General features: G+C 63.2%; 12 protein-coding genes. 6 read left to right on the top strand and 6 right to left on the bottom strand.

Translation table 11 applies throughout. The features are described 5' to 3' along the window. Positions 1 to 11 precede the first annotated feature (11 nt). From ABM562_RS08365 to exaC, 3 genes are all read right to left on the bottom strand, one after another. A complete protein-coding gene (locus tag ABM562_RS08365; protein WP_460421395.1) occupies positions 12 to 1,406 on the bottom strand; it encodes an ethanolamine ammonia-lyase subunit EutB in 1,395 nt (464 codons plus the stop codon). Positions 1,407 to 1,457: 51 nt separating this feature from the next. Continuing rightward, positions 1,458 to 2,906, bottom strand: a complete 1,449-nt coding sequence (eat, locus tag ABM562_RS08360) for an ethanolamine permease (protein ID WP_134061315.1) — start codon at positions 2,904 to 2,906, stop codon at positions 1,458 to 1,460. Between the two features lie 110 nt (positions 2,907 to 3,016). Further along, positions 3,017 to 4,537 (bottom strand): acetaldehyde dehydrogenase ExaC, encoded by a 1,521-nt coding sequence (gene exaC, locus ABM562_RS08355; protein ID WP_460421393.1) that lies wholly within the window; start codon positions 4,535 to 4,537, stop codon positions 3,017 to 3,019. A gap of 266 nt (positions 4,538 to 4,803) precedes the next feature. On the opposite strand from exaC, the gene ABM562_RS08350 reads away from it, so the two are divergent. From ABM562_RS08350 to ABM562_RS08335, 4 genes are all read left to right on the top strand, one after another. After that, on the top strand, positions 4,804 to 6,726 hold the full coding sequence (locus ABM562_RS08350; protein WP_346617152.1) for a sigma-54-dependent Fis family transcriptional regulator: 1,923 nt from the start codon (positions 4,804 to 4,806) through the stop codon (positions 6,724 to 6,726). Between the two features lie 66 nt (positions 6,727 to 6,792). Next, entirely contained in the window at positions 6,793 to 8,142 is a 1,350-nt protein-coding gene (gene mpl, locus ABM562_RS08345) for a UDP-N-acetylmuramate:L-alanyl-gamma-D-glutamyl-meso-diaminopimelate ligase (RefSeq protein WP_010222881.1), read from the top strand. Continuing rightward, positions 8,139 to 8,768 carry a flavin prenyltransferase UbiX gene (gene ubiX / locus ABM562_RS08340; RefSeq protein ID WP_115085144.1) on the top strand — a complete coding sequence of 210 codons (630 nt, stop codon included), beginning with the start codon at positions 8,139 to 8,141 and terminating at the stop codon, positions 8,766 to 8,768. The genes mpl and ubiX overlap by 4 nt, the downstream gene beginning before the upstream one ends. Further along, a complete protein-coding gene (locus tag ABM562_RS08335) occupies positions 8,765 to 9,052 on the top strand; it encodes a YceK/YidQ family lipoprotein (RefSeq protein WP_115085145.1) in 288 nt (95 codons plus the stop codon). Before ubiX ends, ABM562_RS08335 begins: the two co-directional genes overlap by 4 nt. A gap of 101 nt (positions 9,053 to 9,153) precedes the next feature. On the opposite strand, the gene ABM562_RS08330 is transcribed toward ABM562_RS08335, so the two are convergent. From ABM562_RS08330 to ABM562_RS08320, 3 genes are all read right to left on the bottom strand, one after another. Beyond that, positions 9,154 to 9,795, bottom strand: coding sequence for an oxidoreductase (locus tag ABM562_RS08330; protein WP_115085146.1), 642 nt, complete (start codon positions 9,793 to 9,795; stop codon positions 9,154 to 9,156). A 26-nt stretch (positions 9,796 to 9,821) separates the two neighbouring features. Further along, the gene (locus tag ABM562_RS08325; protein WP_115085147.1) at positions 9,822 to 11,555 is read right to left on the bottom strand and encodes a C13 family peptidase; all 1,734 of its coding nucleotides are present in this window, start codon (positions 11,553 to 11,555) and stop codon (positions 9,822 to 9,824) included. Between the two features lie 88 nt (positions 11,556 to 11,643). Beyond that, positions 11,644 to 12,099, bottom strand: a complete 456-nt coding sequence (locus ABM562_RS08320) for a MaoC family dehydratase (RefSeq protein ID WP_115085148.1) — start codon at positions 12,097 to 12,099, stop codon at positions 11,644 to 11,646. Between the two features lie 157 nt (positions 12,100 to 12,256). Between ABM562_RS08320 and ABM562_RS08315 the strand changes: the two genes are divergently transcribed. Further along, on the top strand, positions 12,257 to 12,619 hold the full coding sequence (locus tag ABM562_RS08315) for a CidA/LrgA family protein (RefSeq protein ID WP_115085149.1): 363 nt from the start codon (positions 12,257 to 12,259) through the stop codon (positions 12,617 to 12,619). Then, positions 12,616 to 13,332, top strand: coding sequence for an LrgB family protein (locus tag ABM562_RS08310; protein ID WP_115085150.1), 717 nt, complete (start codon positions 12,616 to 12,618; stop codon positions 13,330 to 13,332). Before ABM562_RS08315 ends, ABM562_RS08310 begins: the two co-directional genes overlap by 4 nt. The last annotated feature ends 2 nt before the right edge of the window (positions 13,333 to 13,334 follow it).

Below are 13,334 nucleotides of genomic sequence, written 5' to 3'. Positions count from 1 at the left end.
AGTCGACTCGCTTATCCCAGTTGCGCCAGGGCCTGGCGGAAGGCCGGTGGCAGGTTGTTACCGAAACGCACCCGGCCGTCGGCCTGGGTGAAGATGCCCATGCGCGCCAGCCAACCCTCGAACTCCGGCGCAGGTTTCAGGCCCAGGGTTTGCCGGGCGTAGAGCGCATCGTGGAACGAGGTGGTCTGGTAGTTGAGCATGATGTCGTCGGAGCCGGGGATGCCCATGATGAAGTTGATTCCGGCAACACCCAGCAGGGTCAGGAGCATGTCCATGTCGTCCTGGTCGGCTTCGGCATGGTTGGTGTAGCAGATGTCGCAACCCATGGGCACGCCGAGCAGCTTGCCGCAGAAGTGATCCTCAAGGCCGGCGCGGATGATCTGTTTGCCGTTGTACAGGTACTCGGGGCCGATGAAGCCGACCACGGTATTGACCAGGAACGGCTTGAAGTGCCGGGCCACGGCGTAAGCGCGGGTTTCGCAGGTCTGCTGGTCGACGCCATGGTGGGCATTGGCCGACAGGGCGCTGCCCTGGCCGGTCTCGAAGTACATCAGGTTCTGCCCGAGGGTGCCGCGGTTGAGGCTCAGGCCGGCGTCGTAGCCCTCCTTGAGCACATTGAGGTTGATGCCGAAGCTGGCGTTGGCCGCTTCAGTGCCGGCGATCGACTGGAACACCAGGTCCAGCGGTACGCCACGGTTGATCGCCTCAATCGAGGTGGTGACGTGGGTGAGCACGCAGGCCTGGGTCGGGATGTCATAGCGCTGGATGATGGCGTCGAGCATTTCCAGCAGCGCGCAGATCGAGGCGATGCTGTCGGTGGCCGGGTTGATGCCGATCATGGCATCGCCGTTGCCGTAGAGCAGGCCGTCGAGGATGCTCGCGGCAATGCCGGCCGGCTCGTCGGTGGGGTGGTTGGGCTGCAGGCGGGTCGACAGGCGCCCGCGCAGGCCCATGGTGCCGCGAAAGCGGGTGACCACGCGGATCTTCTGCGCCACCAGCACCAGGTCCTGCACACGCATGATCTTTGAGACTGCCGCGGCCATTTCCGGGGTCAGGCCCGGGGCGAGGGCGCGCAGGCTGTCTTCGTCGGCGGCCTCGCTGAGCAGCCAGTCGCGCAGACCGCCGACGGTCAGGTGGCTGACGGCGGCGAAGGCATTGGCATCATGGGTGTCGATGATCAGCCGGGTGACTTCATCGTCTTCGTAAGGGATCAGTGCTTCAGTCAGAAAGTGCTTGAGCGGGATATCGGCCAGGGCCATCTGCGCCGCCACCCGTTCGCCATCGTTGCTGGCGGCGACACCGGCGAGAAAGTCCCCCGAGCGCGCCGGGCTGGCTTTGGCCATGACTTCTTTCAGGCTGTCGAAACGGTAGGTCTGGTTGCCTGCCGTGTGTACAAAACTTGCCATACAGAATCTCCAGAACGCCGCAGGGCTGGCCTGCGGCGTAGGTGGCGTTGATCAGTGCAGGGCCTCTTCGGCCTTCTGGATCGCGGCGAATTCTTCTTCCGGGGTCCCGGCGACCAGGTGGTGCCGGCTGTAGAAAGCAAAGTAGGCAATCAATACCGCATAAATCACTGCGGCGCCAATCACTACCCGTGGGTCGACCAGGAAACCCGCCACCACGGCGATGCAGGCCAGCACCAGGGCCACGCCCGAAGTGAAGATACCGCCAGGGGTACGATAAGGACGCTCCATTTTCGGCCGGCGGATGCGCAAGGTGATGTGCGCAGCCATCATCAGTACATAAGACAGCGTAGCGCCGAACACCGCGACCAGGATCAGCAGGTCACCCTGGCCGGTCAGCGACAGGGCGAAGCCGATGATCCCGGGGATTACCAGGGCCAGCACCGGGGCCTTGCTCTTGTTGGTTTCCGACAACTTGCGCGGCAGGTAGCCGGCACGCGACAAGGCAAAGATCTGCCGCGAATAGGCGTAGATGATCGAGAAGAAGCTGGCGATCAGGCCGGCCAGGCCCACCAGGTTGACGAAGCCGCCCATCCAGGTCGATCCGCCGTAGGCTTTCGACAGCGCTTCAACCAGCGGGTTGCCGGAGGCTTTCAGCGCTTCGGCACCGGCGCCGCCAGGGCCGACCACAAGGATCAGCAGGGCGAAGGCCAGCAAAACCAGCATGGCGCCGATCAGGCCGCGGGGCAGGTCGCGTTTGGGGTTCTTGGTTTCTTCGGCGGCCAGCGGCACGCCTTCGACGGCGAGGAAGAACCAAATGGCGTAAGGGATCGCCGCCCACACCCCGACATAGCCGAACGGCAGGAAGCTGCTGGCGCCGACAGCGTCGGTCTGGGCGATATCGAACAGGTTGTTGACGTCGAAGTGCGGGACCATCGCCACCAGGAACACGCCCAGGGCAATGGCAGCCACGGCGGTGATGATGAACATCAGCTTGAGCGCTTCACCGACACCGAAGATGTGGATACCGATGAAGATGATGTAGAAGGCCAGGTAGATCATCCAGCCGCCGATGCCGAACAGTGACTGGCAATAGGCGCCGATGAACACGGCAATGGCCGCCGGGGCAATCGCGTATTCGATGAGGATCGCCGTACCGGTAAGAAACCCGCCCCAGGGCCCGAATGCGCTGCGGGCAAAGCCGTAGCCGCCACCGGCGGTGGGGATCATCGACGACAGTTCAGCCAGCGAGAAACACATGCACAGGTACATGGTCGCCATCAGCAAGGTGGCGAGGAACATGCCACCCCAGCCACCCTGGGCCAGGCCGAAGTTCCAGCCGGCGTAGTCGCCGGAAATCACGTAGGCGACGCCCAGGCCCACCAGCAAAACCCAGCCGGCGGCGCCCTTTTTCAGTTCACGTTGTTGGAAGTAATCGGAGCCGACCTTTTCGAAGTCGACAGAAGAGCCTGCCGGCACGCTGCCGGTATGATCGCTTGGCATAGGGTTCACCTGTTCTTTTTATCAATCCCGGCGGGTGCCGGTTTGTCTGGTGATGGTCTTGCAGGAAGCGAGCCAGAGCGGCCCCGGGTCGGGACCGCCCTGTTGCCCGTTTAGAAGAAGCCCAGCGGGTTGATGTCGTAGCTGACCAGCAGGTTCTTGGTTTGCTGGTAGTGGTCGAGCATCATTTTGTGGGTCTCACGGCCGACGCCGGACTTCTTGTAGCCACCGAACGCGGCGTGGGCCGGGTACAGGTGGTAGCAGTTGGTCCATACGCGGCCGGCCTTGATGCCGCGACCCATGCGGTAGGCGCGGTTGATGTCGCGGGTCCAGACACCGGCGCCGAGGCCGAACTCGGTGTCGTTGGCAATCGCCAGGGCTTCGGCTTCGTCCTTGAAGGTGGTGATGCTCACCACTGGCCCGAAGATTTCTTCCTGGAACACGCGCATCTTGTTGGTGCCCTTGAGCAGGGTCGGCTGGATGTAGTAACCGGTCGACAGGCTGCCTTCGAGTTTTTCCACTTTGCCGCCGGTGAGCAGCTCGGCGCCTTCCTTCTCGGCGATTTCCAGGTACGAGAGGATCTTGTCGAACTGTTGCTCGGAGGCCTGGGCGCCGACCATGGTGTCGGTGTCCAGCGGGTCGCCGCGCTTGATCTGCTTAATCTTCTTCATCACCTCTTGCATGAACGCCGGGTAGATCGATTCCTGCACCAGCGCGCGGGATGGGCAGGTGCACACTTCGCCCTGGTTGAAGAACGCCAGCACCAGGCCTTCAGCCGCTTTTTCGATGAAGCTCTGTTCGGCCTGCATGATGTCTTCGAAGAAGATGTTCGGCGACTTGCCGCCCAGCTCGACGGTGGACGGGATGATGTTCTCGGCGGCGCATTTCATGATGTGCGAGCCGACCGGGGTGGAGCCGGTGAAGGCGATCTTGGCGATGCGCTTGCTGGTGGCCAAGGCTTCACCGGCTTCACGGCCGTAGCCTTGCACCACGTTGAGCACGCCGGGTGGCAGCAGGTCGCCGATCACTTCCAGCAGCACCGTGATGCCCAGCGGGGTTTGCTCGGCGGGCTTGAGTACCACGCAGTTGCCGGCAGCCAGGGCCGGGGCGAGTTTCCACGCGGCCATCAGGATCGGGAAGTTCCAGGGGATGATCTGCCCGACCACGCCCAGCGGTTCATGGATATGGTAGGCCACGGTGTTGCCGTCGATCTCGGCGGCGCCGCCTTCCTGGGCGCGCAGGCAGCCGGCGAAGTAGCGGAAATGGTCGGCAGCCAGCGGGATGTCGGCGTTGAGGGTTTCGCGCACGGCCTTGCCGTTGTCCCAGGTTTCGGTGATGGCCAGCAGTTCGAGGTTCTGTTCGATACGGTCGGCGATTTTCAGCAGGATCAGCGAGCGTGCCTGCACCGACGTTGCGCCCCAGGCATCTGCGGCGGCATGGGCGGCATCCAGGGCTTTTTCGATGTCTTCGGCAGAGGAGCGGGGGAATTCAGCAATCAGTTGGCCGTTCACCGGCGAGGTGTTTTCGAAGTACTGGCCTTTGACTGGAGCGACGAACTCGCCACCGATGTAGTTCCCGTAACGGCTCTTGAAGGAAACCTTGGCGCCTTCGGTACCGGGATGTGCATAACGCATGGTGTGTCTCCTGGCTATTGTGCTTGTTGGGGAGGATGTAAAGCATAGAGCAAGGGTTGGGCCAGTGTGGCCGGGCCCAGTTAAATCAAGGGCTTGGCAGGTTTTTGCGGGGGCGCAGGCGAGGGGCTGTAGCGGCTGCGGTACAGCCTGGGTGACACTTTGTACCGTTACTGACACAAAGCGTGACCCTACGGTCAAGCCAGCATTGCATTGCGCCGACGGGTGGAGGATGCTGGGCCTATCTCGTCTGCGGAGAACAATAAAAAGTGCAGAGCAATCACCTCAGCCGGCACGCCCGGCAAGTACTCACCGTGACCCAGGGCAAGGCCCTGGCCCAGGGCCCCGGTAGCGATCCGTCGATCGCCCGTTCCTGGCTGCGTTGCCTCGAGGACTATCACCTGGACCCGGCCCAGAGCATGGCGCCGACCGTGCTCGAACACGGCCGCGTGCTGGAAAGCCGCGAGCGCTTGCAACAGGTGCTGCAAATCGCCGGCAACGAGATGAACAGCCTGCACCAGCAACTTTCCGGCGCCGGCCATGCCGTGCTGCTCACCGACGCCCGTGGGGTGATCCTCAACTGCGTCACCGCGCCCAGCGAGCGACGCATTTTCGAACGCGCCGGGCTGTGGCTCGGTGCCGACTGGAGCGAGGCGCGCGAAGGCACCAATGGCATCGGCACCTGCCTAGTCGAACGTCAGGCGGTGACCATTCATCAGGATGAGCACTTTCGTGGCCGCCATACCGGGCTGACCTGCTCGGCCAGCCCGGTGTTCGACCCGCACGGTGAATTGCTGGCGGTGCTCGATGTGTCGTCGGCGCGGGCTGATGTATCGCGCCAGAGCCAGTTTCACACCATGGCGCTGGTCAACCTCTCGGCGAAGATGATCGAGAGCAGTTACTTCCTGCGTTATTTCGACAACCAGTTCCTCCTGCGCTTTCATCTGCAGGCCGAATCGGTCGGGATGTTCAGTGAAGGGCTGCTGGCTTTTGATGGCGACGGGCGAATCTGTGCGGTCAACCAGAGCGCCTTGAACCTGTTGGGCACCATCCGCGGTGGTGTGCTCGGCAAGCCTGTGGATATGTTCTTCGATTGCGCCCAGGACGAGCTGTTCAGCCGCGCCACCGCCCAGGCCAACACCAGCTGGCCGCTGCGCACCCGGGATGGCCGCGTGTTGTTCGCCAGTGTGCGCGGGCAGGTGCGTTCGGTGGTGCCTGCGGCGGCGCCCTTTGTTGCTCCGGCCAAAACCGCGCAGCCCGGTGGCATCTGCCTGGTCGATCCGGCCCTGCAGAACGACTTTCGCCGCGCCGTACGCGTGTTCGAGCGCGATGTGCCGTTGCTGCTCAGCGGCGAGACCGGCTGCGGCAAGGAGGCTTTCGCCAAAGCCGTGCACCAGGCCAGTCAACGCAGCAGCAAGGCGTTTGTCGCTCTCAACTGTGCGTCGATCCCTGAAAGCCTGATCGAGAGCGAACTGTTCGGTTATCGCGGCGGCAGCTTTACCGGCGCGCGCAAGGAAGGCATGCGCGGCAAGTTGCAGCAGGCCGATGGCGGCACGCTGCTGCTGGACGAGATCGGCGACATGCCACTGGCTCTGCAGACCCGTTTGCTACGGGTGCTGGAAGACCGCATGGTGGTGCCCATCGGTGGCGAGCCACAAGCGGTCAACGTGCGCATCATCAGCGCCAGCCACCGCAACCTGCTGGAGCGGGTCGAGGATGGCAGTTTCCGGGAAGACCTTTACTACCGCCTCAACGGCCTGGAAATCGACCTGCCGGCCTTGCGCGAGCGTAGCGACAAATCCCAGCTGCTCGATTTCATCCTGGCTGAAGAGGCCGGCGAGCAAACGGTTGCCCTTGAGCCTTCGGCGCGCCGGGCGTTGCTCGACTTCAACTGGCCGGGCAACGTGCGCCAGTTGCGTAACGTCCTGCGCACCTTGGTGGCCCTGTGCGAAGACGGGCGCATCGAGTTTACCGACCTGCCAGCCGTGGTGCGCCAGGCACCGGTCCTTATCAAAAGCAATCCGCCTGTGGATAACCCCGCTCCGCCGCTGGACAGCGCCGAACGCAATGCCTTGCTGACGGTGCTGGAGCAACAACGCTGGCACATGACCCATGTCGCGGCGCAGTTGGGGGTCAGCCGCAATACCTTGTATCGAAAACTTCGCAAACACGGCATCGCCCGGGACGCCTGAGCGAAACACAGGATGCGATTTGTCGCGCCCTAGGCTACCCTGCCTCGACGTTTTGCGAGGTCGATCATGCACATTCATATTCTCGGTATTTGCGGCACTTTCATGGGTTCGCTGGCCGTCCTGGCCAAGGAGCTGGGCCATCGGGTCACCGGCTCCGATGCCAACGTCTACCCACCGATGAGCACTCAGCTTCAAGCCCAGGGCATCGAACTGACCCAGGGCTATGACGCCGCCCAGTTGGACCCGGCACCGGACCTGGTGGTGATCGGCAACGCCCTGTCGCGGGGCAACCCGGCAGTGGAATACGTGTTGAACAAGGGCCTGCCGTATGTGTCGGGGCCTCAGTGGCTGGCCGACCATGTGCTGCAAGGCCGCTGGGTGCTGGCGGTTGCCGGTACCCATGGCAAGACCACCACCAGCAGCATGCTCGCCTGGGTGCTGGAGCACGCCGGCATGAGCCCGGGCTTTTTGATCGGCGGCGTGCCGCAGAATTTCTCGGTATCGGCACGTTTGGGCGGCACGCCGTTCTTCGTGGTCGAGGCCGATGAGTACGACAGCGCCTTCTTCGACAAACGTTCGAAGTTCGTTCATTACCGCCCACGCACCGCGATCCTCAACAACCTTGAGTTCGATCATGCGGATATCTTCCCTGACCTGGCAGCGATCGAGCGGCAGTTCCACCACTTGGTGCGGACCATTCCGAGCGAAGGGCTGGTGATTCATCCGACCACCGAACCTGCTCTGGAGCGGGTGATCAAGATGGGCTGCTGGACGCCGGTGCAGACCACCGGTGAGGGCGGGCAGTGGCAGGTCAAGCTGCTCAGCGCCGATGGTTCGCGTTTCGAGGTCAGCTTCGAGGGCGAAACCCAGGGCGTGGTCGAGTGGGAGCTGACCGGTCAGCACAACGTCGCCAACGCCCTGGCCACCCTGGCGGCCGCGCGTCATGTTGGTGTAGTGCCAGCTATGGGCATTGCCGCGTTGAGCGCTTTCAAGAGCGTCAAACGCCGTATGGAAAAGGTCGCTGAAGTGCAAGGCGTGACCATCTATGATGATTTCGCCCACCACCCGACCGCCATCGCCACCACTCTGGACGGCCTGCGCAAGCGCATCGGCGATGCGCCGCTGATTGCCGTGATCGAGCCGCGTTCCAATTCGATGAAACTCGGTGCCCACCGCGATGGCCTGCCGGAAAGCGTCAACGATGCCGACCAGGTTATCTGGTACGCACCGCCGAACCTGGGCTGGGACCTGGCCGCCACCGCTGCCGAATGCAAGGTACCTGCTGTGGTCGCTGACAGTCTTGAAGCCATCATCGAACGGGTCAAGAGCCAAGCCAAGCCCGGCACCCAGGTGGTGATCATGAGCAACGGCGGCTTCGGCGGCCTGCACGGCAAGTTGGCCGAGGCCCTGAAATGAGCGGGCCGGAACGCATCACCCTGGCCATGACCGGGGCTTCGGGGGCGCAGTATGGGCTGCGCCTGCTCGATTGCCTGGTGCGCGAAGACCGCGAGGTGCATTTTCTGATCTCCAAGGCCGCGCAACTGGTGATGGCCACCGAGACTGATGTGTTGCTGCCGGCCAAACCGCAAGCCATGCAAGCCTTCCTCACCGAATACACCGGCGCTGCGGCCGGGCAGATTCGCGTGTATGGCAAGGAAGACTGGATGTCGCCAGTGGCCTCGGGCTCCGGCGCGCCGGCGGCGATGGTGGTGGTGCCGTGCTCTACCGGTACCTTGTCGGCGATCGCCACCGGCGCCTGCAACAACCTCATCGAGCGGGCTGCGGATGTCACCTTGAAGGAGCGTCGGCAGCTGATCCTGGTGCCGCGTGAAGCGCCATTCTCGACCATCCACCTGGAGAACATGCTCAAGCTGTCGAACATGGGCGCGGTGATCCTGCCGGCGGCGCCGGGCTTTTATCATCAGCCGCAGACCATCGATGACCTGATCGACTTCGTTGTCGCGCGGATTCTCAACCTGCTGAACATTCCCCAGGACATGCTGCCACGTTGGGGCGAGCATCATTTCGGCGCGGATGAATGAAGCGACTGCTTGGCGTGATGACGCTGTGCTTGGTGGCTAGCGGTTGCGCCAGCGTGCGCACCCTGGACGCGGCCAAGCCGGGTGCGCCGCTGGTGTATGCCGGTACGCGCCTGGATCTGTATGCCATGCAGGGTGGCTGTTGCGCCATGGACCGCTTCGGTGCCGAGGCGCCGAAGTATCCCGGGCTGGATCTGCCGGGCAGTGCCTTGCTCGATACCTTGCTGTTGCCGCTGTCGGTATTGACCGCGCTGGGGGTTGGGTTTCAGGCGACTGGCGGGTTGTAGCGGCTGGCCTCATCGCCGGCAACGCCGGCTCCCACAGGGAGAATGTAGATCCTTGTGAGAGCTGGCCTTGCCAGCGATGGGCTGCAAAGCAGCCCCAGGTTCTACTTGCCCAGCCTGCGCAACTCATCGGACTCGACAATCCGAATTCCATCCTGCTCTTCCAGCGCCAGACGCCACAGTGCCCGGGCCAGCTGGCATGCCTCGATCCCTCGATACTTGCCCGGAATCAGCTTGGACAGTGGCCCGGCCAGCCTCTCCGATAGCCGCGGTTCGACGCGATCGCCCAGCAGCAGCGAAGGCCGGGCAATGGTCAGTTGCGGCCAGTCCTGGGCCTTCAATGCGGCCTCCATTTCGCCTTTGACCCGGTTGTAGAAGATCGGCGATCTACGGTCGGCACCCAGGGCGCTGACCACCAGCAAATGCCGCGCGCCCATCTCCCGGGCGCGTTTGCCGAAGGCGACGACCATGTCCAGGTCGACTGCGCGAAAGGCCGGCTCCGATCCGGCCTGCTTGATGGTGGTGCCCAGGCAGCAGAAGGCGATGTCGACGCGGCCTGCCAGTTGTGGGAGGAACACCGCCGGGTCACCCACCGGGTTTTCCAGGTGTGGGTGTTCGGCCAGTGGGCGACGGGTTGGGGCCAATACGCGGCTGACGGTGGGCTCGTTGAGCAGCCGATCAAGTAAGTGTTCACCGGTAAGACCGGTGGCTCCGGCAAGCAGGATATGCTGAGGCGTCAAGTACATGATGTCTCTCCCTTGATACAGTCAGCTTAGTGGTTACCGGCATTTTTTGCATGCTCGGCCTGTTGCTTGCCCGTATCACTTTGCAGGGCTTTGCGCGCTTGTTGCTGGCGCAGGCGCTGCCAGTGATCGAGTACGCCTTTGGGCGCCCAGATCTGTGGTTCGGAGGCATCGAAACCTTCGATCGCCTCGCGCTCCGAGACGGCGGCCCTGGCTCGTTCAAAGGCTTGTTGCAGGTCGTCGGTCTGGTTCAAGGCCTGGGCAAACAGCGCGTCGCCGAAGTAGGTGAAGTCCGCCTCTTCCGAGCAGCCGAACGACACCCGGTCGGCGCGCGAAGCGGTCATGATCAGGGTCCTGTCGTCCTTGAGCGGAGCGATATAGCCCCCTGAATAACAGGCCGAGATGACAATGATCTTGTCGCGGTCTTTTAATGGCGCCAGGGTGGCAGCCAGGGCATCGGCGGGCAGGTCGGCCAGTTGCAGGCGCGGTTGGTCGAGCACCAGTTCATGCTCATGGCTGCCGTGGCTGGTCAGATAGATGAACACCAGGTCTTCCGGGCCGCTGCGTTCGGCCAGGGTGCGCACGGCGCGGGCAAGGTTCTCGCGGGTGGCCATGGGCCGGTCGGCGAGGTGGTCGCGGTGGTTGACCAGGCTGACCTGGCCGACCGCGCCGAAGCGGCTCTTGAGCATGTTGCTGACGTAATCGGCTTCACGCAGGAATACGCTCTGCTTGCCATCGCCACCCAGAGCCAGGCTGTAGAGTTCGATTTGTGCGGTCGAAGCCGGCACCTTGGTCAGCGCTTGGTCAAGCAGGCTGCCCTGGTTGAGCAGTGCCAGTTCCAGCGGGTCGGGCAGCAGCTTGCCATGCTCGTCGCGCACGCGCTGGCCATTGAGCCACAGGCCGCTTTCGCTGCGCCCGTCGACCAGGGTCAGGCGGCCATTGCCCTGGTAGGTGTCGTTCTCGAAGCCGCCGACATAGACACTGCCGTCAGGCAACTGCAGGCGGCCGTTACCGGAAAAGCGCCAGTCGCTGAAATTACCTTTGTAGTGGCTGCCGTCACTGCCGATCAGTTCGCCCTTGCCGCTGAGCGAGCCGTCCTTGAACTGACCGATCCACACGTCGCCGTCGGCGTTTTCATAACGACCCCGTCCTTCCAGGCGGTTGTCGTGAAAGGCGCCGATGTACTGATCGCCTTCGGCGCTGTTGAAGGTGCCGCTGCCTTCGAGCTGGCCGTTGACGAAATGGCCGCTGAACTGGTTGCCGCTGGCATCGCTGCGAATGCCTTCGCCGTTGGGCTTGCCCCGGGCGAACAGGCCCTGGTACTGGCTGCCGTCAGCCAGTTCAAGGTGGCCGGCGCCGTTGTACTGGTCGTCCTTGAACTGGCCACGGTAGAGCAGGCCGGGTTCTTTCAGGGTGCCTTCGCCATCACGGCGGCCAAGCTTGAAGCCGCCGGTGTAGCTGCTACCCGGCGTCTTCAGGGTGCCCAGGCCGTGGAACAGGCCCTGCTGGAACTGGCCCCGGTAGACCTCGCCATTGCTGCCGTGCCATTCACCCTGGCCGTGCCATTGGCCATTGAGGAAGTTGCCTTCATACCAGCTGCCATTGGGGTAGTCGATGCGCCCGGCACCTTGCAACAGACCATCGACCACCTCGCCTCGATAGCGGCCGCCATCGGGCAGGCGCGCATCGGGTGGCGACAACGGCTCGCCGTCACCGCAAGCGGCCAGTAGCAGGGTCAGGGCAAGAGGAACGAGTGGGCGCATGGCGGGGTCCGGACGAGTGAGGCCCCGAGTATGCCGCAGAATGCGGCGGGTGAAACAGTCGCCAGGACGGTTTCACCCATTGCCTGGCTCAGACGAAGCAGAGCGACAGCGGTTCGGCAATGTAGGCAGGTTTTTCCTGGCCTTCGATTTCCAGGGTGGCGGTGACCTTGAGCAGCCATTGCCCGGGCTTCTTCTCGGTGGCGTCAGTCAGGTCGACCTTGAGCCGCACCTTGCTGTCGACCTTCACCGGCTGGATGAAACGCACGCTGTCCAGGCCATAGTTGACAGCCATCTTCAGGCCTTCAGGCACAACCAGAATGCCTTCCATCAACTTGGGAATCAGCGACAGGGTGAGAAAACCGTGAGCGATGGTGCTGCCAAATGGCGTTTTTGCCGCCTTGTCCGGGTCGACGTGGATGAACTGGAAGTCGCCGGTGGCCTCGGCGAACAGGTTGATGCGTTGTTGATCGATGGTCAGCCATTCGGAACGTCCAAGTTCCTTTCCAACGTACTGCGAAAGCTCTGCAACAGGTACATAGGGCATTGTGACTCTCCAGATTGTCTTTGGTTTCTTATGACTTCGGCAGATTCGAAGACCTAAGATCAGCACGCCTGCAGGGTGCGGTCAAGTCGGCGAATATCGGCTTATATGCCGGTCGTTAGCGTGCTTATAATGGCCGCCGGGCTTCAAGGAGATGCTTATGCTGTTGCGTGGTTTGACCTGGCTGGTGCTGTTCCAGTTGTTCGGGACGGCGATCAATCACCTGTTCGTGCCGATCCTTCCGGGGCCGATCATCGGTCTGCTGTTGCTGCTGGTGTTCCTGATGCTGCGCGGCGAAGTGGGCGCGCCCCTGAGCGAGGCGGCCAACAGTCTGCTGCGCTACCTGCCTCTCTTGCTGGTGCCGCCGGCGGTGGGGGTGATGGTCTATGCCGCGGATATTGCCGCGGACTTCTGGGCCATCGTCGGCGCCCTGGTGCTGTCGGCGTTGCTCACCCTGGTGTTTGTCGGTGTGCTGATGCACAAGCTGATGGCCCGCCAGGGCACCCACAAGGAGCAGCCATGAGCCTGGACTGGAGCGGCGCCGTCGACGCCGTCATTCACCATCCGCTGTTCGGCATCGGCATCACCCTGGGCGCCTATCAACTGGTGCTGGCTGCCTATGAGAAGACCCGCTGGATCTTCCTGCAACCGGTGCTGGTGTCGATGCTGGTGGTCATTGGCGTACTGCTCACCTGTGGCCTGACCTACAGCGAGTACCGTAAAAGCACCGAGATCATGAACATCCTCCTGGGCCCGGCGACCGTGGCTCTGGCGGTACCGCTCTACCTCAACCTTCGGCGCATTCGCCAGCTGTTCTGGCCGACTTTTACTACGCTGGTAATCGGAGGGGTGTTCGCCACCGGCGCCTGCCTGTTGCTGGGCTGGTGGTTCGGCGCCGAGCACATGATCCTGATGACCATGGCGCCAAAATCGGTGACTTCGCCGATTGCCATGTTGGTGGCCGAGCAGATTGGCGGCGTGGCCGCGCTGGCGGCGGTGTTCGTACTGATCACCGGGGTGATCGGGGCGATTTTCGGTCCGGCGCTGCTGTCGCGCTGTGGCGTGCACAGCCCCGAGGCGCGGGGCATGGCCCTCGGCGTTACTGCGCATGCGGTGGGCACTTCGGTGGCGCTGCAGGAAAGTGAAGAATGCGGGGCCTTCGCGGCCCTGGCGATGAGCCTGATGGGGGTTGCCACGGCGGTGTTCCTGCCCCTGGCGGTTAGCCTGGTTGCTTGAGG

It is taken from the genome of Pseudomonas sp. ZL2 (genome assembly GCF_054788455.1).
Note: the sequence above shows the minus strand (reverse complement) of the source record. Positions and strands in the feature narration are given on the sequence as shown.

Coding starts and splice junctions, on each gene's coding strand:
- ABM562_RS08335 (WP_115085145.1), top strand. CDS start 8,765: ATGAAGCGACTGCTTGGCGTGATGACGCTGTGCTTGGTGGCTAGCGGT.
- ubiX (WP_115085144.1), top strand. CDS start 8,139: ATGAGCGGGCCGGAACGCATCACCCTGGCCATGACCGGGGCTTCGGGG.
- ABM562_RS08320 (WP_115085148.1), bottom strand. CDS start 12,099: ATGCCCTATGTACCTGTTGCAGAGCTTTCGCAGTACGTTGGAAAGGAA.
- ABM562_RS08325 (WP_115085147.1), bottom strand. CDS start 11,555: ATGCGCCCACTCGTTCCTCTTGCCCTGACCCTGCTACTGGCCGCTTGC.
- exaC (WP_460421393.1), bottom strand. CDS start 4,537: ATGCGTTATGCACATCCCGGTACCGAAGGCGCCAAGGTTTCCTTCAAG.
- ABM562_RS08330 (WP_115085146.1), bottom strand. CDS start 9,795: ATGTACTTGACGCCTCAGCATATCCTGCTTGCCGGAGCCACCGGTCTT.
- ABM562_RS08315 (WP_115085149.1), top strand. CDS start 12,257: ATGCTGTTGCGTGGTTTGACCTGGCTGGTGCTGTTCCAGTTGTTCGGG.
- eat (WP_134061315.1), bottom strand. CDS start 2,906: ATGCCAAGCGATCATACCGGCAGCGTGCCGGCAGGCTCTTCTGTCGAC.
- ABM562_RS08365 (WP_460421395.1), bottom strand. CDS start 1,406: ATGGCAAGTTTTGTACACACGGCAGGCAACCAGACCTACCGTTTCGAC.
- ABM562_RS08310 (WP_115085150.1), top strand. CDS start 12,616: ATGAGCCTGGACTGGAGCGGCGCCGTCGACGCCGTCATTCACCATCCG.
- mpl (WP_010222881.1), top strand. CDS start 6,793: ATGCACATTCATATTCTCGGTATTTGCGGCACTTTCATGGGTTCGCTG.